Genomic DNA, 21,097 nt, shown 5'->3' with positions numbered 1-21,097 from the left:
CAACGCCCTGCCTGAACACCTGCGGTAAGCAGACCGTGTGGTAATTTTTAAGGGCAAATGATCCTTTTTTAATTCCGTCCTGTGAGGCGGGGAAAGGGGAGACGAGCGTTGACTTCTGTCACCAACGCACCGGTTCCAGCCAGGGTTGTCCTCAACCAGGCTGACATTGACCGTGCACTCACTCGTATCGCCCATGAGATCCTCGAGGCTAACAAGGGCTCCAAGGACCTGGTGCTTCTGGGCATTCCGCGCCGCGGCTACCCGCTGGCAGTCCGGCTGGCACAGAAGATTTCCGCAGCGGATCCTGAGGTCGAGGCTGCCGCCATCGTCGGCCAGCTGGATGTCACGATGTTCCGCGACGACCTCTCCCACCAACCCACTCGGCCGCCGTACCCCACCCAGCTGCCGCGCACGGGGATCGACAACAAGGTTGTGGTGCTCATCGATGACGTCCTGTACTCAGGCCGCACCATCCGGGCCGCCCTGGACGCCATCGTCGACCTGGGCCGCCCGCGCATCGTCCGGCTCGCCGTCCTGATCGACCGCGGCCACCGTGAACTTCCCATTAGGGCCGACCACGTGGGGAAGAACCTGCCGACGTCCTCCGTCGAGAAGGTCCGCGTCCGCCTCGAAGAGACGGACACCGCTGCAGACGGCTCGGCAGTCAATGAAGTTGTCATCGAGGGTGGCGCATGAAGCACCTGCTCTCCACTGAAGACCTCAGCCTGGCCAACGCGGTCCGCATCCTTGATACCGCAGAGGAAATGGCGGCAGTGGGGGACCGGGAGGTCAAGAAGCTTCCTGCCCTGCGGGGGCGCACTGTGGTGAACCTCTTCTTTGAGGATTCAACCCGCACCCGGATCTCCTTCGAGGCGGCGGCAAAGCGGCTGTCTGCCGACGTCATCAACTTCGCCGCGAAGGGTTCCTCTGTCTCCAAGGGGGAGTCCCTCAAGGACACAGCCCAGACCCTTTCCGCGATGGGCGCCGACGCCGTCGTGATCCGCCACTGGGCTTCCGGCGCACCGCACCGGCTGGCCTCCACGGACTGGATTGACGCTGCGGTGATCAATGCCGGAGACGGAACCCACGAGCACCCTACCCAGGCACTGCTTGACGCTTTCACCATGCGGCGGCATTGGTCAAAACTGTCCGGAACCGGATCTATCGGGGAGGACCTTCAGGGCATGCGGGTGGTTATCGCGGGCGACGTCCTGCACTCCCGGGTGGCCCGTTCCAACGTCTGGCTGCTGCGTACCCTCGGCGCGGAGGTAACGCTCGTGGCGCCGCCCACTCTGCTGCCCATCGGCGTCGAAAAGTGGCCGTGCAAGGTGAGCTACAACCTGGACGAGACCCTGGAACGCGGCGCTGACGCCGTGATGATGCTCCGTGTCCAGGGCGAGCGTATGAACGCCTCGTTCTTCCCCACCACGCGTGAATATTCGCGCCGTTGGGGATTCGATGACAACCGCCTCCGGACACTGGACAGCGTGGGCATGAAAGACACCATCATCATGCATCCGGGCCCCATGAACAGGGGCCTGGAAATTTCGGCCGCCGCTGCCGACTCACCCCGCTCCACGGTGCTTGCACAGGTGCGCAACGGTGTGTCTGTCCGGATGGCCGCCCTGTACCTGCTGCTCTCCGGGGACACCCGCGAACCAGCCGCCAATCCCAAGGAGAGCAACTGATGGCAGACAACAACGGAACGTACCTGATCCGCGGCGCAGCGATCCTGGGCGCCGGCGCCGAGGACCTGCTCATCCGCGACGGCCTGATCGCTGAACGTGGCACGGACCTGGCAGGTACCGGCGCTGCTGACGGAGCCACGGTCATCGACGCGTCCGGCCTGGTGGCACTGCCGGGCATGGTGGACGTGCACACGCACCTGCGCGAACCCGGCCGCGAGGACGCCGAAACCGTGGAGACCGGAACCCGCGCCGCGGCACTGGGCGGCTACACGGCCGTGCACGCCATGGCCAACAGCACGCCGGTGGCAGACACCGCCGGCGTCGTGGAGCAGGTGTACAGCCTGGGCCGGGACGCCGGCTGGGTCGACGTCCGCCCGGTAGGTGCCGTGACGGTTGGCCTGGCGGGGGAGCAGCTCGCCGAACTCGGCGCCATGGCGGATTCCCGCGCCCGCGTCCGGATGTTTTCGGACGATGGCATCTGCGTTCACGATCCTGTGCTGATGCGCCGGGCCCTTGAGTACGTCAAGGCGTTCGACGGCGTGGTGGCCCAGCACGCGCAGGAACCCCGCCTTACCGCCGGGGCACAGATGAACGAAGGTGAAGTTTCCGCTGTCCTGGGGCTGACAGGCTGGCCCGCCGTGGCCGAGGAGAGCATCATCGCCCGCGACGTCCTGCTGACGCAGCACGTGGACTCGCGGCTGCACGTCTGCCACGTTTCCACCGCCGGTTCGGTGGAGATCGTCCGCTGGGCCAAGGAACGCGGCATCAACGTCACCGCCGAAGTTACGCCGCACCATCTCCTGCTCACGGATGACCTGGTCCGCAGCTACGATCCTGTCTACAAGGTCAACCCGCCGCTGCGCACGGATGCCGATGTGCAGGCCCTGCGCGCCGGGCTGGCGGACGGCACCATCGACGTTGTGGGCACCGACCACGCCCCTCACCCCAGCGAGCACAAGGAATGCGAGTGGGCGCAGGCTGCCATGGGCATGACCGGGCTGGAGACCGCACTTTCGGTGGTGCAGCACACCATGATCGAAACGGGGCTGATGACCTGGGCGGACTTTGCCCGGGTAACGTCCACCGCTGCGGCGCAGATCGGCCGGCTTGCCGACCAGGGGCGCCCGCTGGAAGCCGGAGAACCTGCCAACATCATCCTGGTAGACCCGGCCGCGCGCTGGACCGTTGACCCCTCCAAGATGGCCACCATGGGCCGCAACTCACCCTTCGCCGGCAGGGAGCTCCCCGGTAAGGTGGTTGCCACCTTCTTCAAGGGCCACCCCACGGTCCTGGACGGAAAGCTCAACACGCCCTACCGGTACCGGGCGCCCTCTCCGGCGGGCGCTTCCTGATGGACAACAAGACCCTCACGTTGCTCATCACCGTGCCGCTTATCGCCGTCGTCCTGGGCCTGATCTGGGTTGGCTGGCGCAGCCGCCTCAGGCGGCAGTCCGACGTCGAACGCTTGCCTGCCCTGCCGGAGGCGCCCGGGGTGCCGCTCGGCAGCGCAGAAGGCCAGTACGTTGCCTCCACCACTGCCGGTGACTGGCTGGACCGGATCGCCGTCCACAGCCTCGGCATCCGGACAAACGCAGTCCTCAACGTGTATCCCCACGGTGTTCTCTTCGACAGATCGGGGGCGCCGGCCGTCTACGTTCCGGCGGCGGACCTGACCGCCGTCCGGCAGGAAAGCGGCATGGCCGGGAAGTTCGTGGAAAAGGACGGCCTCCTGGTGCTTAGCTGGAAGCTGGGCAGCCACGAACTGGACACCGGCTTCCGGACGAGGCGCGCCGCCGAAAAGGCCCACCTCTACGAATCCCTTCAGCAATTGATCTCCGCAGCCCCCCGGGCAGATCCCCATAGTGGAAAGTAAGACAGTGACAGCAACAGAAGTGACAGCAAACGCAGCTCCCGAGGCCCGCGCAGTTTCCACCCCAGCGGCGCTGGTACTGGAGGATGGCCGCATTTTCCGCGGCCGCAGCTACGGCGCCCAGGGCACTGCCCTCGGCGAGGCGGTCTTCGCCACCGGTATGACGGGCTACCAGGAGACCATCACGGACCCCTCCTACGCCCGGCAGTTGGTGGTCCAGACGGCGCCGCACATCGGCAACACCGGCGTCAACAGCGAGGACGCCGAGTCCCGCCGCATCTGGGTTGCCGGCTACATCGTCCGCGACGCCGCCCGCCGCCCCTCCAACTGGCGGTCTGAGCGCAGTCTCGACGACGAACTCGTGGAGCAGGGGATCATCGGCATCCAGGGCGTTGACACCCGCGCCATCACGCGGCACCTGCGAGAACACAAGACCATGCGGGCCGGCATCTTCTCAGGCGACGCCGCCCGGGCCACGGAGAAGGAACTTGTGGACCTCGTGCTCGCCAGCGAACCGATGGAAGGCGCGCGGCTGGCCGAGGAAGTCAGTGTTGACGAAGCCTATGTGGTGGAGCCGGCCGATCACGGCTGGGACGGCGATGCGCGGTTCACCATAGCCGCCGTGGATCTCGGCATCAAGGCAATGACGCCCATCCGGTTTGCCGAGCGCGGGGTCCGCGTCCACGTCCTGCCGGCAACCGCCACCCTGGAAGACGTCAAAGCCGTCGACCCGGACGGCTTCTTCATGTCCAACGGCCCGGGCGACCCGGCCACGGCCGATGCCCAGGTGAAGCTTCTGCGGTCTGTGCTGGACGAGAAGCTGCCGTACTTCGGCATCTGCTTCGGCAACCAGATCCTGGGCCGCGCGCTCGGGTTCGGTACCTACAAGCTGCGATACGGCCACCGCGGCATCAACCAGCCCGTGATGGACCGCCGCACGGGGAAGGTGGAGATTACGTCGCAGAACCATGGTTTCGCCGTGGACGCACCGCTCGACGGCGCCACCCAGGCTCCGGAGGAGCGGTACGGCCGCGTTGAGGTCAGCCACATCAGCCTGAACGACGACGTCGTGGAAGGGCTCGCGTGCCTGGACATCCCGGCCTTTTCGGTCCAGTACCACCCTGAGGCAGCGGCCGGCCCGCACGACGCCGCCTACCTGTTCGACCGCTTCATCGACCTGATGGAGGGCACCCGGGACGGCCGCAGCGCCAACCTGTCCGGAGAACCTGTGGACTCCGCGCATCCCGTGAATTCGGACACCAACGACAACAACACTGAGGACAAGAAGTAATGCCCAAGAGAACTGACCTCAAGAGCGTCCTGGTCATCGGTTCAGGACCGATCGTCATCGGGCAGGCCGCCGAATTCGACTACTCCGGCACCCAGGCACTTCGTGTCCTTAAGGAGGAGGGCCTCCGGGTCATCCTGGTGAACTCCAACCCGGCCACCATCATGACCGATCCTGAGTTCGCAGACGCCACCTACATTGAACCCATCACCCCCGAGGTGGTGGAGAAGATCATCGCCAAGGAACGGCCCGACGCCGTCCTTCCCACCCTGGGCGGACAGACGGCGCTGAACACCGCGATCGCGCTCGATAAGAATGGCGTCCTCGAGAAGTACAACGTGGAGCTCATCGGCGCCAACATCGCCGCGATCGAGCTCGGCGAGGACCGCGAAAAGTTCAAGGGCGTCGTGGAGCGCTGCGGCGCGGAATCTGCGCGCAGCCACATCATCCACAGCATGGATGAGGCACTTAAGGCCGCCGAGGACCTGGGCTACCCCATGGTGGTCCGGCCCTCCTTCACCATGGGCGGGCTCGGTTCCGGCCTGGCGTACGACGAAAATGACCTCCGGCGCATCGTCGGCCAGGGCCTGCAATACAGCCCCACCAGCGAGGTATTGCTCGAAGAGAGCATCCTCGGCTGGAAGGAATACGAGCTGGAAATGATGCGGGACAAGAACGACAACGTGGTGGTTGTCTGTTCCATCGAGAACTTCGACCCCGTAGGCGTCCATACCGGGGACTCCATCACGGTGGCGCCAGCACTTACCCTCACGGACCGGGAATACCAGCGGCTGCGCGACATCTCCATCGCCGTGATCCGCGAAGTCGGCGTGGACACCGGCGGCTGCAACATCCAGTTCGCCATCGAGCCTGACACTGGACGGGTCGTGGTCATCGAGATGAACCCGCGCGTGTCCCGCTCCTCGGCCCTGGCATCGAAGGCCACCGGCTTTGCGATCGCCAAGATCGCCACCAAGCTCTCCCTCGGCTACACACTGGACGAGATCCCGAACGACATCACCCAGAAGACGCCCGCGTCGTTCGAGCCCACCCTGGACTACGTTGTCGTCAAGGTTCCGCGATTCGCCTTCGAAAAGTTCCCGGCAGCCGACCCCACGCTGACTACCACCATGAAGTCGGTCGGCGAAGCCATGGCCATGGGCCGCAACTTCACCGAGGCCCTGCAGAAGGCGCTGCGTTCGCTGGAGCAGAAGGGATCGCAGCTGGACTTCAGCTCCGTGCCCGAGTGGGAAGTCCCCGAGCTCATCGAAAAGGCCAAGCGGCCTACCACCGAGCGGCTGCACCAGGTCCAGCGTGCCCTCCTGGGCGGTGCCAGCGTGGAGGACCTCTACGCGGCCACCAAGATCGACCCCTGGTTCCTTGACCAGCTTCAGCTGCTGAACGAAATCTCCCACGAGATCCGCCAGTCCGGCACCCTGACCGTGGAGATGCTCCAGCGCGCCAAGCGGCACGGCTTCTCTGATGAGCAGATCGGCGCCCTGACCCACAATTCTGAGGCCGTGGTCCGTGGTGTCCGCCAGGCCCTCGGTATCCGCCCCGTCTACAAAACCGTGGACACCTGCGCTGCCGAGTTTGCGGCCTACACTCCGTATCACTACTCGTCCTATGACGAGGAGGACGAGGTAGCGCTGCACTCCAAACCGTCCATCCTGATCCTCGGCTCCGGCCCGAACCGCATTGGCCAGGGCATCGAGTTTGATTACTCCTGCGTCCACGCTTCCATGGCGCTGCGCAAGGCCGGCTACGAGACAGTGATGGTCAACTGCAACCCGGAGACCGTGTCCACCGACTACGACGTTTCCACCCGCCTGTACTTCGAGCCGTTGACGCTCGAAGACGTCCTGGAGGTCATCGCGGCCGAGGAACGCACCGGCGGCGTGATGGGTGTGTTCGTCCAGCTCGGCGGCCAGACCCCGCTCAAACTGGCCCAGCAGCTGGCCGACGCCGGCGTGCCGATCCTCGGAACGTCCCCTGAAGCGATCGACCTCGCCGAGCACCGTGGAGCCTTCTCACGGGTCCTGGACAAGGCCGGCTTGATCTCCCCGAAGAACGGCACTGCCGTGTCCTTCGAGGACGCCAAGAAGATCGCTGACGAGATCGGCTACCCGGTCCTGGTCCGCCCGTCCTACGTGCTGGGCGGACGCGGCATGGAGATTGTCTATGACGAGCCCAACCTTTCCCGCTACATCGCCAACGCGACCGAAATTACCCCTGATCACCCGGTGCTGATCGACCGCTTCCTTGAGGACGCCGTCGAAATCGACGTTGACGCCCTCTTTGACGGCACCGACATGTACCTGGGCGGCATCATGGAGCACATCGAAGAAGCCGGCATCCACTCCGGTGACTCCGCCTGCGTCCTGCCGCCCATCACCCTCGGCACCAACGTCCTGGAACGGGTGCGCACCGCAACCCGCGCCATCGCCGAAGGCGTAGGTGTGCGAGGACTGATCAACATCCAGTTCGCCCTCGCCTCCGACGTCCTGTACGTCCTCGAAGCGAACCCGCGCGCCTCCCGCACCGTTCCGTTCGTGTCCAAGGCGACCGGTGTCCAAATGGCCAAGGCCGCGGCGCTGATCGGCACCGGGGTCACCATCGGCCAGCTCCGGAGCGCCTACAAGATGCTGCCGGAAACGGGCGACGGTTCCACCCTCCCGCTGGACGCCCCCGTGTCCGTCAAGGAGGCCGTACTGCCGTTCAGCCGGTTCCGTACGCCGGAGGGCAAGGTCGTCGACTCGCTGCTGGGCCCGGAAATGCGCTCCACGGGCGAGGTCATGGGCATCGACAAGCATTTCGACACCGCCTTCGCCAAGAGCCAGGCCGCGGCCAACAACGCGCTGCCCACGGAAGGCAAGATCTTTGTCTCCGTGGCCAACAGGGACAAGCGTTCGGTGATCATGGGCGTCAAACGGCTCTCCGACCTCGGCTTTGAAATTGTCTCGACCGGTGGCACGGCTGACGTGCTGCGCCGCAACGGCATCCAGGCCACACCGGTGCGGAAGGTGGCCGAGGGCAGCAGCGCAGAGGGTGAAGGCACCATCGCCGACCTCGTCGTCGCAGGCGAAATCGATATGGTCTTCAACACCCCCTCGGGCGGCGAAGCCCGCAGCGACGGCTATGAACTGCGGGCCGCGGCGACGTCCATCGGGATTCCGTGCATCACTACGGTGGCCGAGTTCAATGCTGCCGTCCAGGCTATCGAGGCCATGCGCACCTACGAATGGTCCGTGACCAGCCTGCAGGAGCACGCGGCAGCCCTGAAGGCTTCGCAGGAGGCAGCGGCGGAGAAAGCAGCGGCACTGCACGCGGCGCGGGAGAACGCAGTCGCCCAGAATGCCTGAGGCTGCAGCCGCTGCTCCCAACCCGAGGCGGGAGTCCTTCGGCTCCCGCCTCGGGGCCGCCATGGCTGCCCGCGGCCCGTTGTGCGTCGGCATTGACCCGCACCCGGCGCTGCTTCAGAGCTGGGGATTGGACGACGACGCCGCCGGGCTCAAACGCTTTTCGCTGGCGGTCCTGGAGGCCGTGGGTACCCTCGCTGCCGCGGTCAAGCCGCAAGTGGCACTCTATGAGCGCCACGGTTCTGCCGGGATGGCTGTCCTGGAAGAAGTTCTGGCAGCCGCCGCGGAATCACAGGTCCTTACCATCGCGGATGCGAAACGCGGGGACATCGGATCCACCATGGCTGCCTACGCGGATGCGTGGCTGCGGGACGGTTCACCGCTGGCGGCTGATTCGGTGACTTTGAGCCCGTACTTGGGCTTTGAGTCGCTCCGGCCGGCCCTGGACCTTGCGGCAGAAAGCGGCCGCGGTGTATTTGTCCTGGCGCTGACGTCCAATCCGGAAGGGGCCTCCGTGCAGCACCTTGGCGGAACCGACTCCGTGGCGCGGCGGATCACCCAAGCGGCGGCAGCGGAGAACCGCCGGTATCCGGGCCCGCTCGGCTCGGTGGGGCTCGTCGTGGGGGCCACCGTTGGTCCCGCGCTGTCCGAACTGGGCATGGACCTGCAGGCCGTGCGCGGCCCCATCCTAGCTCCCGGGCTCGGTGCCCAGGGGGCGACTCCGGCTGATCTGCGCAAGACCTTCGGGTCCGCGTACCCTCAGGTGCTGGGAACGTCCAGCCGGGAAATCCTCGCGGCAGGACCGTCAGCCCGGGGAGTCCGCGAGGCGGCGCTGCGTACGCTTGACGGGCTCCGAGGGGAGTAGGTATCCGTTTCCAGCATGCATTGATTCACTGCTCACCAAAGAGTAGGTTTCAGGAAAAGTCCAACGGCATATGCCGTGGACAGACCGACGAATCCGGGGGTGTTCTCCATGGCCCTGCGACCCTTATCCGCGTCGGAACGCGCTGATGCGCTGCACAAGGCTGCTGCCGCCCGGGCCGCCCGGGCGGCGGCGAAAGAGCGCCTGAAGAACGGGGAGACAACGGCCGGGGACCTCATCAGCTCTGCCACCGCTGACGACGCCCTTGCCAGGATGCGGGTTGCGGAGCTGCTGGAGGCGCTTCCGGGCATCGGAAAGGTGAGGGCGGCTGCCATTATGAAGCAATTGGGGATTGCAACATCCCGCAGGGTCCGCGGACTGGGCATCCACCAGCGCCAGGCGCTGGTAGATTTTATAGACGAGAAGTAGGGCGGACCCGTACCGCCCATCCCCGAACTCCGCCGCAAAGGAATACGTGAGCAAGAAACCTGGACTGACAGTCCTCGCTGGTCCGACGGCTGTTGGCAAAGGCACCGTGTCCACTTACATCCGGGATAACTACCCCGGCGTCTGGCTGTCCGTATCAGCCACCACCCGCGCACCGCGGCCAGGAGAGCGGGACGGAGTGCATTACTTCTTCAAAACCGCGGACGAATTCGACCGGCTGATTAAAGACGGTGAACTGCTCGAGTGGGCTGTGGTCCATGGCCAGAACCGCTATGGCACCCTCCGGAGCAGCGTGAACCAGGCGATTACCGATGGCCGGTCCGTCCTGCTGGAGATCGACCTCCAAGGCGCACGTCAGGTTAAGGAAGCCGTTCCGGATGCCCAGTTCGTCTTCCTGGCGCCCCCCAGCTGGGAAGAAATGGTGCGCCGGCTGGTGGGCCGCGGCACCGAAACGGCCGAGGAACAGCAGCAAAGGCTGGAAACCGCTAAACTGGAATTGGCCGCTGAACCGGAGTTTGACCATACCGTCATCAATGATGACGTTCGCCGGGCAGCGGACGAGCTTGTTTCACTCATGGGGCTGACCCCGAACCCGCGCTAAGCACTGGAACGCACCAGCCCGTTAGAATTTGGAGAATTCGTGTCCACGAACCTTGAAGGCATCATCAACCCGCCGATCGATTCGCTGCTTGAGGCAGCCGATTCCAAGTACGGCCTGGTGATCTTCGGCGCCAAGCGTGCACGTCAGATCAACGCTTACTACGCCCAACTGCACGAGGGCCTTTTCGAGTACGTCGGCCCCTTGGTTGACACCAAGCTGAACGAGAAGTCGTTGTCCATCGCCTTGCGCGAGATCAACGAAGGCAAGCTCGTTTCCACGCCGATCGAAGCTGCAGAGTAAACAGCAGTCCAGCAGTAAACCAAGCAGACTGCCTGTTGACGGAGGTCACGTGCGCATAGTCCTCGGAGTCGGGGGAGGGATTGCCGCCTACAAGGTGGCATCGCTCCTCCGGCTTTTTACTGAAGCAGGCCACGACGTCACGGTGATCCCCACTGAGGCTGCCACCCGCTTTGTCGGCGTCGCCACGTGGGAGGCGCTGTCCGGCAATCCTGTCAGCAATAGCGTCTTCGACGACGTCCACCAGGTCAACCATGTACGGCTCGGCCATGAAGCAGACCTGATCGTGGTGGCGCCGGCGACAGCGGACCTCATTGCCCGCGCGGCCACCGGGCAGGCGAACGATCTCCTCACCAACACCCTGCTGATGGCCCGGGGGCCGGTTCTTTTTGCCCCCGCCATGCATACCGAGATGTGGCAGCACGCCGCCACCCGCGCCAACGTGGAAACGCTTCGCGGGCGCGGCATCGCCGTGCTGGATCCGGCAAGCGGACGGCTCACGGGTGCCGACTCAGGGCCTGGCCGCCTCCCCGAGCCGGAGGCTATCTTTGATGCCGCAATGGCCCTGAGCCAAGGCCGGTCCGACTACCAGCTTCCGCTGGCCGGGCGGACCGTCACCATCAGTGCGGGCGGGACCCGCGAGCCGTTGGATCCCGTGCGTTTCCTTGGCAACCGTTCCTCGGGCAAGCAGGGCGTTGCCCTGGCTGTCGCGGCCCGCAACGCCGGTGCGTCCGTCCGGTTGCTGGCCGCCCACATGGAGGTGCCGCCACCCGCCGGCGTCGAGGTTGTGACGGTGGAGACTGCCCTGCAGCTGCGGGAAGCCGCGCTGGCAGCGGCGGCGGATTCCGACGTCGTGATCATGGCTGCCGCTGTAGCGGACTTCCGTCCTGCCGAGATCTCCGACACAAAGATCAAGAAACGCGATGACACCGCGGATCCGGTCATAACGCTGGTCCGGAATCCGGACATCCTGCAGGAGCTCGTGGAGCTCCGGGATGTATCTGATCGAAGTCAGCTGATTGTCGGCTTCGCAGCGGAGACCGGGGACGGCCGGGGGGACGTGCTGGCGTACGCGGAAGCGAAGCTCAGACGCAAGGGCTGCGACCTGCTGGTGGTGAACCATGTGGGGACGGACAAGGTTTTTGGCCAGGACACCAACTCCGTAGTGATCCTGGCCCGCTCCGGCTCGGAGCCGCAGCTGGCGTCAGGAACCAAAAGCGAGGTTTCAGGCGCTGTCATTAGCCGGGTCGGCTTCGAGCTGAACCACGTTTCGCCCCGCGCCTGACGCCAGGCCCCCGCCGTGTTTCTTAGCACGGGGACATATGGTGCCGGACGTCCGATTCCCAACCAGTAAGGTAGTTGAGTGACTTTACCGCTGCATATTCCCCACGCCCAGGGGGCCACGCCCTCCGCGCTCCGGCTCTTCACGTCGGAGTCGGTCACTGAAGGCCATCCGGATAAGATCTGCGACCAGATCAGCGACGCCATCCTGGACGCGCTGCTCGCGGCGGATCCGGAGTCCCGTGTGGCAGTGGAAACCATGGCCACCACGGGCCTGGTCCACGTTGCCGGTGAAGTCACCACCGACGCTTATGTCGAGATTCCGCAGATTGTCCGGGAGACCATCCTGGGCATCGGCTACGACTCCTCGGCCAACGGCTTCGATGGCGCCCGCTGCGGCGTGTCGGTATCCATCGGCCAGCAGTCCAACGACATCGCCGGCGGAGTATTCAACTCGCTCGAAGCCCGGGAGGGCCGCCAGGAGGACGACTACGACCTCCAGGGCGCCGGTGACCAGGGCCTCATGTTCGGCTACGCCAGTGACGAGACACCGTCTTATATGCCTACGCCGATCTGGATCGCCCACCGTTTGTCCGAACGCCTCACTGAGGTCCGCAAGTCGGGTGAACTGTCCTACCTCCGGCCCGATGGCAAAACCCAGGTGACAGTCGGCTACGACCGCGATGTTCCTGTCTCGGTTGAAACCGTGGTGATCTCCAGCCAGCACGCCGAAGGAGCCAGCCTGGACCGGTTGCGCGCAGACCTGGCGTCCTTGGTGATCGAGCCCGTGCTGGCAGGTGCAAACCTGGACATTTCCCGGGCAGCCAACATCCTCAACCCCGCAGGGGAATTCGTCATCGGCGGACCTGTGGGTGACGCCGGCCTGACCGGACGCAAGATCATCGTCGACACCTACGGCGGTATGGCCCGCCACGGCGGCGGAGCCTTCTCCGGCAAGGACCCGTCCAAGGTGGACCGCTCGGCGGCCTACGCCATGCGGTGGGTTGCCAAGAACGTGGTGGCCGCCGGCCTGGCAAAACGCGCCGAAATCCAGATTGCCTACGCGATCGGACAGGCCCGCCCGGTCGGTACCTACGTGGAAACCTTCGGAACGGAAACGGTGGATCCGGCGCGGATCAGTGCCGCGATCGCCGAGATCTTCGACCTCCGCCCGCGCGCCATCATCGACGCCCTGGACCTCAAGCGCCCCATTTACGCCAAGACAGCCGCGCACGGCCACTTCGGCCGCGATGATCCCGACTTCACCTGGGAGCGCCTGGACCGCGTGGATGACCTGAAGGCTTTCTTCAACGCCTAGCGCATCCCTCCAGCCTGCCCGCTGAAAATGGAAAATGTCGGGGGCAAGTGGTTGGCTGGTCGTATCCAGTGGAGGAAGAAACCAGTGGAGGATGAAACAGCCTGACAAGGGGGTGGCAACCATGGCTTCAGGGCAGATGTCCCTGCTGCAAGGGTTCCCGGCCAAGGCCCCGCAGGCCGGCCCGGCGCTTGCTGCACAGCTTCCGGTTGCCCGGGTACTGGTGGAGTCCTCCTTGCCGCATCTTGACCGTCCCTTCGACTACAGCGTGCCTGCAGGGCTGGACGGTTCAGCCCAAGCCGGGGTGCGCGTCAAGGTCAGTTTCAACGGCCAGGAGTTGGCGGGCTTCATTCTGGAACGCGTCGCTGAGTCGGACGCCGGCCACGCCCTGGTTCCCCTGCAAAAGGTGGTCTCTCCGGTTTCCGTCCTCACGCCGGCAGTCCGTGAGCTGGCGTCTGCCGTGGCGGCCCGCTACGCCGGGACGGTAAGTGATGTCCTGCGCGTCGCAGTTCCACCGCGGGTGGCCCGCCTGGAGAAGGAATTCATGGCCGGCGCCGGGACCGGTCAAATTGCGGACCCGGGGACTAATCCGGAGGCCATGGACCATCCCGCCGGCCCTGTCTCCGAATCGGCCAGCGAACCGGATACGCGCTGGAAGGCCTACCGCAATGGTCCCGCCTTCGTCCGGCACCTTCGGGACGGCGGGGCTCCGCGTGCTGTCTTCAGTCCGCTCCAGGGTTTCGGCATCGCCGCGTGGCCCAAACTCGTCGCGGAGGCGGTGGCTGCCGTGCGCGGATCCGGCCGTGGTGCGCTCGTGGTTCTCCCTGACTACCGCGACCTCCAGCGGCTGGAAGCGGCCCTGGGTGAACTGCTGCCCGCGGAAGACATTGCCCGGCTGACGGCCGATGACGGGCCCACCCCTCGCTACCGAAACTTCCTGCGCCTCCTGGACGGGTCGGCGCGGGTGGCCATCGGCACCAGGTCGGCCGCGTTTGCCCCCGTACGGGACTTGGGCCTCGTGGCCTGCTGGGATGACGGCAATGACCTGCACATCGAGCAGCGCGCTCCTTACGCCCACACGCGGGACGTGCTCCTACTGCGCGCGGAGCAGGAAGGGGCTGCCTGCCTGATGGCCGGCCACACCCGCAGCACCGAGCTCCAACGTCTGGTGGAAACAGGCTGGGCCATGCCTGTCGACGCGGACCGGGCCGTGGTGCGCCGGACGGTGCCCCGGGTGCTCAACACCGCAGACAGCTTTGAGCAGGAACGTGACCCGCTCGCCCGGATTGCACGGCTTCCTGGGGCAGCCTGGCGGGCCGCCAAGGAAGGACTGGAACGCGGACCCGTCCTGGTTCAGGTGGCGCGGGCAGGCTACGCACCGTCCCTCGTGTGCCAAACCTGCCGCGAACCTGCCAGGTGCGGCGCCTGCCAAGGCCCCTTGGCAATTGCCGGCGCCAGCGGCAGTTCATCCATTCCGCAATGCCGCTGGTGCTCAACGCCGGCACCGGACTGGCAATGCGTCCACTGCACCGGGCGGACGCTCCGCAAGGGTGCCACCGGGGTTCTGCGGACGGCCGAAGAGCTCGGCCGGGCCTTCCCTGGCAAGACTGTCATCACGTCCTCCGGCGACCACGTCAAGGCGGATGTGGCCAACGCCAAGGCCTTGGTGGTGGCCACTGTGGGCGCCGAACCCGTCGCGGACGGCGGATACGCAGCTGCCTTGCTCCTCGACGGCGACTCCCTGCTTCGGCGCGAAAACCTCCGGGCCGGAGAGGACACTGTGCGCCGCTGGTTCAACGCCGCGGCCCTCGTACGCCCTGCGTCGGAGGACGGTCTCGTCGTCATCACCGCGACAGACAGCGGCGCTGTCGGCGCACTGCTCCGTTGGGATCCGGCCGGCTACGCGCAACGGGAGCTGTCCCTTCGGATGGAGCTCCAGCTCCCGCCCGCTGTCCGGATCGCGTCGGTGACAGGCCCACGCACCGCCGTCGAGCATTTCACCGAGAGTGTGGAAAGGCAGCTGGAAACGTCCGGCGTCACTCTGCGGACCGCCGGTCCTGCACCCCTGCTCCTTGGCAGCCCTGCCATGCCCAGGCGCGCCGGGGAGGATGTCCGCACCTTGCTGTTCTTCCCGTACGGGCAGGCAGCCACGGTGACCAGGGTCCTCAGGGCTGCCAGGGCTGCAGCCGCAGCCAGGCGGAGCGAAGAACCTGTACAGGTCCGGCTGGACGGCGTGGACGTCCTTTAGTGTGCGCCGTGCTTTAGCTTGACCGTCCCGGGCGGGAGCGCATCGCCACGATATCGTGGGCCACGTCCACCAGCTGCCGCGCGGATTCATCCCAGCTGAATTCACGGGCCCGCGCGACGGAGAGGCGGGAAACCTCCTGCCAGAGTTCGTCGTCGCGCAGTTTCTTTGCAGCGGCGGCGAATTCCGCGGCCGAGGCCGGATCCACATATGACGCCGCCTTGCCTCCCACCTCCCGGAAGATTGGAATGTCGCTGGCAATCACGGGTGTGCCCAGTGCCATCGCCTCGACGAGGGGAAGGCCGTATCCCTCAGCGCGGGAAAGGCTCACCAGCGCCGTTGCCCGCTTCAGCAGGGTTGCGTATTCCCCGTCCGTAATGCCGTTGTGGAAGACCACCTTGGCGCCCGGCGGGACCATGATTTCCAGCTCTGCCCGCCGCTGCGGGGTGATCCTGCTCAGCAGATGAAGGGTGAAGTCCGGCAGCTCGGCCATCCCGGCCACCATGGTTTCCACGTTCTTGTAAGGCATGAACGAGCCCATATAGACCAGCACATGGTCGGCCCCGGCGCCCGGATCACGCGGCTCCAAGTCCGGTTGTGGTGCATTGCTGACAATTCTGACGGGGCGCCGCGTGAGGCGGTACTTCGCCATCAGGGCTTCAGTGGTCCTGCTGATGGTGGCCACGGTGTCCGCGCGGTTAAGGAGGAGCCTCTGCGGCCAAAAGGCCTTGTGGTAGAGGCGCCACAGCACCCGCACCGGCGCGGGGAGGAATCCCGGGGGAGCAGGGTGTTCGTAGTAGATGAGGTCATGGAGGGTCAGAACCAGTCCGTACTTCCGCCCCCAGCTGCCCATGGTCTGCATGGGACAGACCACCACGTCCGCGCCGAGCGGGTTCACCTTGCGGGCCACGAACAGCTCCATGGGGGAGAGCGGGCTGTTGATGAGCGTATAGGGGACGTCCGGCAGCAGTTCCAGCTGGCGGGGGTCGCTGATGAGCATGGAGACGTCAGCGATCCTGGCGGTTGCCGCGATGAGGCTGGCCCCGTAACGGCTGATGCCGTCGTGGTGGTCGGTCCGGGTGAATCGGGCATCGATGACTATTTTCACGCGGGGTGGTCCTTAAGGAAGCTGCGGATGAAGCCGGCGGCCTGCTCCGGCGTTTCGTAGTGGATCAGGTGTCCGACGCCGGGAATTACCTGGAGCATTCCCTCCGGCAACAGCGTGGCCAGGCGGTGCTGGTCCGGCAAGGTGGCGATCTCGTCTTTTTCACCGGCAACCAGCAGGACCGGCAGCGTGAGCTTTCCGGCCACCTCGGCGACATGCCCGCTCACTGATGCCGTGAACGATTCGAGCAGGCTTTCCCTGTTGGCGAACGCACTGAAGTAGGCATGGTGCTGGCCATGGATGAAGCGGCGCAGTTCCTTGTCGTCAGTCTTGGCCATGGCCTCGCTCATCACCCGGACAATCAGCGGACTCCGGAGCAGGGCCAGCCCCAGGCGGCGGGGAAGCCGGGCGGCGAGCCGATAATAGAGGACGGCCAGCTTGGTCATGATGCCCTTGGGGCCCTCAAGGGCGGGCGCGGCAATGGGATTGATGAGGATCAGCGGGGTAACGGCGCCGGGGTTGGCTGCTACGAAATGGGCAGCGATGATCGAACCGAAGGAGTGGCCCAGCAGCACAGTGTCCGCGCCGAGGCCCAAGGCCGCCATGAAATCGGCGATGAACCGGCCATAGTTCTCCACTGTGTGCTGACCTGAGGCAAAGGCGCCGGAGCTGCCGAAACCAGGGAGGTCAGGCATGATGATTCGCATCTCCGGAAGCTGGTCGGCCACCCTGAGCAGGCCGTGGTGGTCGCCGCGGAAGCCGTGGATGACCAGGATCGTTCGGGTCTCCGGCACCACCCGGACTGGTTCGTACGTCCAGTAGGCCACATTGCCGTCGCCGAGCTCGATGCCTGATGCCGTGGTCCGTGCGGCAAGCTCCGGGCTGAAGTAGGAGGGCGTGGTGGAAGGTCGGGGGTCCGCTGTTTTCATTACCCTGGTCCTAATTGACGTTGTCGGGGTGGGAACCGGATCGGTGGCCACGGTCCAACTCCGCGAGGGCGGCCATATCCCGGTCCGAGAGCTCAAACCCGAAGATGTCCAGGTTTTCCCTGATCCGGGCCTCCGAACTTGCCTTCGGGATGGTGATATGACCGAGCTGGATGTGCCATCGCAGGATGACCTGGGCGGGAGTCCTGTGGTGTTCGGCAGCGCAGGCCTGGACAACCGGATCGGCCAGGACCTGTCCCCGCCCCAGCGGACTCCAGGCCTCGGTCCGGATGCCGAGCTCCTTGTGTTTCTCCCTGAGTTCAGCCTGCTGGAGCCAGGGATGCAGTTCGATCTGGTTCACCGCCGGGACCACTTCGGCCTTCTGTAGCAACTGGTCCAGATGCGTGGGCTGGAAGTTGCAGACTCCGATGGCACGCACTTTCCCTTCGCGGTACAGCGTTTCGAGGGCACGGTACGTTTCGAGGAACAACCCCCGCCTGGCGCAAGGCCAATGGATCAGATACATGTCCACGTAGTCCAGGCCAAGGTTAATCATGGAGGTATCGAAAGCCCTGAGGGTTCTGTCATACCCCTGGTCCTCGTTCCAGACCTTTGTGGTGATAAAAACGTTCTCGCGTGACATCCCGGGTGAGGATTCCCCCGAGCCGCCGCTGCCGCCGTCGGAACCGGAAAGTGAGCTGATGCCACGTGCAACCCCGGTTTCATTGCCGTACATCGCTGCCGTGTCGAAGTGCCGGTACCCTGCGGCCAGCGCCATGACAACCAGCCCGGCAGCTTCCGTTGCCGGAACCTTGTACAGTCCCAGGCCCAACTGGTCGATCAGCACGCCGTTGTTCAGGCTGAGCCGGGGTGAAAGTTTCATACCAACGACTCTACCCACTGAGTCAGGAGCGGCCGTTGAAGCTCACCAGGCGGCGCGCGGTAGCTTCGTCGAGAATCAGGTCCGTTGCCAGTCCTGCCGTGAGCGCGCCGCGCAGGCCGTTGATCTTGGAGGCGCCGGATACCACGCAGATCCGCCGCCGCACTTCCCGCAGCTGCGCGAAGGCAGGTCCCGTTGATCTTTCGTTCAGGACGATGCCGTCCGATGAACCGTCGCCCCGGAAAAAGACCGTGGCAACGTCCCCCACCACATCGGAATTGGCCAGGATGTTCAGGTCGCTTTCATCGAGGTAGCCGCCGGCGTACACATGGCTGGGGTAATCAGCGTCGACTGATCCCACGCCGAAGATGGCAATGCTCATCCGCGCCTGGAGGTCAAGGATCCGTTGCACGCTGCGCTCATTCCACATGGCGGTCTTGGTAGCTGCGTGGTCAAAGAAGGCGGGAACGGGGAACTGCTCAACACGCGCACCGTAGGCACTCCCGAAGCGGCGCATGATGTCACTGGCGTACGTAATGCCGGTCGTGTGCATGTTTCCGGCACCGTTGAGCTGCACGATCACACTGTCGTGGGTGATTTTCCGGGTGAGGTGCCGGCTGACAGCGCTGAGCGTCGAGCCCCAGGCCACCCCGATGATCGCATTGGAGTCCACCAGCGGGCCGATAGTGCGGGCGGCCTGAATCGCTACGCGGTCCAGTGTTTCCGCCTCGTTCAGGGTTTCCAGCACGGGGACAACGTGCACATCCACGTTGTAGTGGCTCCGGATCATTCCTTCCAGCTCCGGTCCCGTATCCAGCGGATTGCGGATCTGGATCTGCACCAGCCCCGAATCGCGCGCCGAGGAAAGGAGCCTGGAGACCGTGGAGCGGGACGTCCTGAGCTCCCGCGCGATCGCGTCCATGGTCAGGTCCTGGAGGTAATACATCTGCGCAGCGCGAAGGGCGTCTGAATGGCGGGTGCGTGTCATCGCGAATCCTTTTTGCACGTTTGTGCATAGTGCTTGACTCCATTTTCCATTACTCCAAAGAATAGTTGAAGAACCGCGGTTGACCTGCAATGGTGGCTGCAAAGGACCAAACCCAAGGGAGTTGTTTTGGGACTCAAGGATTCATCCGGCCATAATCGGGCCACTTCAGCACACATGCCTTTGGCCCGCACTTCAGTGCAGGGCCTGCGGCGGCGCCCCCACGCCAAGGTGTTGGTTATCGGTGGCGGAATCAACGGCGTGGGGACTTTTCGCGACCTCGCACTGCAGGGAGTGGACGTGGCCCTCGTAGAACGGGGAGACTACTGCCAGGGCGCCAGCGGTGCTTCGTCCCACATGATCCACGGCGGAATCCGCTACCTGGAGAACGGCGAGTTCCGCCTGGTCCAGGAGTCGGTCGTCGAGCGGAACCGCCTGCTGCGCATCGCGCCGCATTATGTGAAGCCACTCCAGACCACCATCCCCATTTTCAGCACCTTCTCCGGCGTGCTCTCCGCGCCCCTGCGGTTCCTGACCCACAAGCAGCAGGGCAAGCCCAAGGAACGGGGCGCCTTCCTCATCAAGCTGGGCCTAAGCATGTACGACTCGTTCTCCCGGGACGGCGGCAGCGTGCCGCGGCACAAGTTCGCCGGCCGCAAACGGGCACTCGTGGAACTTCCGATGCTCCACCCCGGCATCAAATACGCGGCCACCTACTTCGACGCCTCCGTGCACAATCCTGAAAGGCTCACCCTCGATGTCCTCCAGGACGGCGAAAGGGCCGGCAAGGCGAACGGCACCGGACCGGGGAGCGGCACCGCCCGCGCCAGCAACTACCTGTCGGTCCAATCGGTGACTGGCGTTTCCAATACCGGAACAGGCAGCACCGTCCAGCTCCGCGACGAGCTGACCGGTGAGCTGTTCGATTTCACCGCCGATGTCATCGTCAACACCACGGGTGCCTGGGTGGATCTCACCAACCAGGCCTTAGGCACCGCATCAGCGTTCATGGGCGGAACCAAGGGCTCCCACATCGTCCTGGACCACCCCGGGCTCCTTGAGGCATGCCAGGGCAGGGAAATCTTCTTCGAACACACGGACGGCCGGATCGTCCTGATCTACCCCATGGGGGACCGGGTCCTGGTGGGCACCACCGACGTTGACGCGGACATGTCCAAGGACGCCGTCTGCACGGACGAGGAAATCGACTACTTCTTTGACCTGATCGGCCATGTGTTCCCCGCCATCACCGTGCAGCGGGACCAGATTGTCTACACCTTCTCCGGCGTGCGTCCGCTGCCCAGGCACGACGCGACTCAGCCCGGATTCGTCTCCCGCGACTACCGGATCGAGCGCCACACACCCCTGGCCGGGGCACCCGGAGCGGGCGCCGCCGTCGTACTCAGCCTGGTCGGCGGCAAATGGACCACCTTCCGGGCGCTGGCAGAGCACATGACAAACGACGTCCTCGCCGAACTTGGCACGCCCCGGAAGGTCTCGACGGCGAAGCTCGCCATCGGCGGCGGTGCCGGCTTCCCGGCGGACGAGGCCGGTGTCCAGAAGTGGATCAAGGCGCATATGTCGGCCGGACGGGATGCTGACCGGACCGCTGTCCTCCTGACCCGCTACGGTACCCGGGCGGAGGAGGTCATCAGTTACCTCGACGCGGGCCCGGACCGGCTCCTGCGCTCCACCCGCGAACTCAGCGTCCGTGAGCTGGAATTCATGGCGGGGCACGAGCAGATCGGGCATCTGATCGATGTCCTGGTCCGCCGGACCTCTCTCGCGTTCAGGGGCCTGGTGACTGGCGAACTGCTTCACGAGATTTCCGATGTATTGGCCGCACCACTGGGCTGGGATGCGGCCGCCAAGGCTGCGGAAATCCACCGCGCGCAGGAAGTGCTCGAGCGCTTCCACCGCGTACAGATCCACAGTCTGGTCGTTTAGC

At 65.2% G+C, this 21,097-nt stretch carries 18 protein-coding genes; 14 read left to right on the top strand and 4 right to left on the bottom strand.

Annotated features, from left to right (window positions below; genetic code table 11):
• Nucleotides 1-108 precede the first annotated feature (108 nt).
• The 13 genes from pyrR (at nt 109) to J7E83_RS04670 (ending at nt 15,256) form a co-directional block, all read left to right on the top strand.
• Nucleotides 109-696: a bifunctional pyr operon transcriptional regulator/uracil phosphoribosyltransferase PyrR gene (pyrR, locus tag J7E83_RS04730; RefSeq protein WP_214959549.1), complete on the top strand. Its 588-nt coding sequence runs from the start codon at nt 109-111 to the stop codon at nt 694-696.
• Nucleotides 693-1,688, top strand: coding sequence for an aspartate carbamoyltransferase catalytic subunit (locus tag J7E83_RS04725; RefSeq protein WP_214959547.1), 996 nt, complete (start codon nt 693-695; stop codon nt 1,686-1,688). Before pyrR ends, J7E83_RS04725 begins: the two co-directional genes overlap by 4 nt.
• Nucleotides 1,688-3,040 carry a dihydroorotase gene (locus J7E83_RS04720; RefSeq protein WP_214959546.1) on the top strand — a complete coding sequence of 451 codons (1,353 nt, stop codon included), beginning with the start codon at nt 1,688-1,690 and terminating at the stop codon, nt 3,038-3,040. Before J7E83_RS04725 ends, J7E83_RS04720 begins: the two co-directional genes overlap by 1 nt.
• Nucleotides 3,040-3,561, top strand: coding sequence for a hypothetical protein (locus J7E83_RS04715; protein WP_214959544.1), 522 nt, complete (start codon nt 3,040-3,042; stop codon nt 3,559-3,561). Before J7E83_RS04720 ends, J7E83_RS04715 begins: the two co-directional genes overlap by 1 nt.
• Nucleotides 3,542-4,849 (top strand): glutamine-hydrolyzing carbamoyl-phosphate synthase small subunit, encoded by a 1,308-nt coding sequence (carA, locus tag J7E83_RS04710; protein ID WP_396020517.1) that lies wholly within the window; start codon nt 3,542-3,544, stop codon nt 4,847-4,849. The genes J7E83_RS04715 and carA overlap by 20 nt, the downstream gene beginning before the upstream one ends.
• Nucleotides 4,849-8,208 (top strand): carbamoyl-phosphate synthase large subunit, encoded by a 3,360-nt coding sequence (carB, locus tag J7E83_RS04705; protein WP_214959542.1) that lies wholly within the window; start codon nt 4,849-4,851, stop codon nt 8,206-8,208. The genes carA and carB overlap by 1 nt, the downstream gene beginning before the upstream one ends.
• Nucleotides 8,201-9,070: an orotidine-5'-phosphate decarboxylase gene (gene pyrF, locus J7E83_RS04700; RefSeq protein ID WP_214959540.1), complete on the top strand. Its 870-nt coding sequence runs from the start codon at nt 8,201-8,203 to the stop codon at nt 9,068-9,070. The genes carB and pyrF overlap by 8 nt, the downstream gene beginning before the upstream one ends.
• A gap of 108 nt (nt 9,071-9,178) precedes the next feature.
• The gene (mihF, locus tag J7E83_RS04695) at nt 9,179-9,496 is read left to right on the top strand and encodes an integration host factor, actinobacterial type (protein ID WP_214959538.1); all 318 of its coding nucleotides are present in this window, start codon (nt 9,179-9,181) and stop codon (nt 9,494-9,496) included.
• Nucleotides 9,497-9,542: 46 nt separating this feature from the next.
• On the top strand, nt 9,543-10,115 hold the full coding sequence (gene gmk / locus J7E83_RS04690) for a guanylate kinase (RefSeq protein ID WP_214959536.1): 573 nt from the start codon (nt 9,543-9,545) through the stop codon (nt 10,113-10,115).
• 39 nt (nt 10,116-10,154) lie between these two features.
• Nucleotides 10,155-10,415, top strand: coding sequence for a DNA-directed RNA polymerase subunit omega (rpoZ, locus tag J7E83_RS04685; protein WP_003800778.1), 261 nt, complete (start codon nt 10,155-10,157; stop codon nt 10,413-10,415).
• Nucleotides 10,416-10,464: 49 nt separating this feature from the next.
• Nucleotides 10,465-11,697: a bifunctional phosphopantothenoylcysteine decarboxylase/phosphopantothenate--cysteine ligase CoaBC gene (gene coaBC / locus J7E83_RS04680; protein WP_214959534.1), complete on the top strand. Its 1,233-nt coding sequence runs from the start codon at nt 10,465-10,467 to the stop codon at nt 11,695-11,697.
• 78 nt (nt 11,698-11,775) lie between these two features.
• Entirely contained in the window at nt 11,776-13,011 is a 1,236-nt protein-coding gene (gene metK / locus J7E83_RS04675; RefSeq protein WP_214959532.1) for a methionine adenosyltransferase, read from the top strand.
• A 121-nt stretch (nt 13,012-13,132) separates the two neighbouring features.
• Entirely contained in the window at nt 13,133-15,256 is a 2,124-nt protein-coding gene (locus J7E83_RS04670; protein ID WP_251043449.1) for a primosomal protein N', read from the top strand.
• Between the two features lie 13 nt (nt 15,257-15,269).
• Here J7E83_RS04670 and J7E83_RS04665 read toward each other — a convergent pair whose 3' ends face one another.
• Genes J7E83_RS04665 through J7E83_RS04650 form a run of 4 tightly spaced genes read right to left on the bottom strand, consistent with a single transcriptional unit; the run spans nt 15,270 to nt 19,152 of the window.
• A complete protein-coding gene (locus J7E83_RS04665; protein WP_214959528.1) occupies nt 15,270-16,361 on the bottom strand; it encodes a glycosyltransferase family 1 protein in 1,092 nt (363 codons plus the stop codon).
• Complete coding sequence (locus J7E83_RS04660) at nt 16,358-17,287, bottom strand: alpha/beta fold hydrolase (protein WP_214959526.1); 930 nt, start codon at nt 17,285-17,287, stop codon at nt 16,358-16,360. The genes J7E83_RS04665 and J7E83_RS04660 overlap by 4 nt, the downstream gene beginning before the upstream one ends.
• A gap of 10 nt (nt 17,288-17,297) precedes the next feature.
• Complete coding sequence (locus J7E83_RS04655; RefSeq protein ID WP_214959524.1) at nt 17,298-18,167, bottom strand: aldo/keto reductase; 870 nt, start codon at nt 18,165-18,167, stop codon at nt 17,298-17,300.
• A gap of 22 nt (nt 18,168-18,189) precedes the next feature.
• Nucleotides 18,190-19,152, bottom strand: coding sequence for a sugar-binding transcriptional regulator (locus tag J7E83_RS04650; RefSeq protein ID WP_214959522.1), 963 nt, complete (start codon nt 19,150-19,152; stop codon nt 18,190-18,192).
• A 174-nt stretch (nt 19,153-19,326) separates the two neighbouring features.
• Here J7E83_RS04650 and J7E83_RS04645 point away from each other — a divergent pair, with 174 nt between their 5' ends.
• Nucleotides 19,327-21,096 (top strand): glycerol-3-phosphate dehydrogenase/oxidase, encoded by a 1,770-nt coding sequence (locus tag J7E83_RS04645; RefSeq protein ID WP_214959520.1) that lies wholly within the window; start codon nt 19,327-19,329, stop codon nt 21,094-21,096.
• Nucleotide 21,097 lies beyond the last annotated feature (1 nt).

Origin of the sequence: Arthrobacter sp. ISL-48, assembly GCF_018613805.1 — a bacterium.
GTDB lineage: Bacteria > Actinomycetota > Actinomycetes > Actinomycetales > Micrococcaceae > Arthrobacter.
The sequence above is the reverse complement of the archived record's forward strand: the minus strand, read 5'-3'. Positions and strand labels throughout refer to the sequence as shown.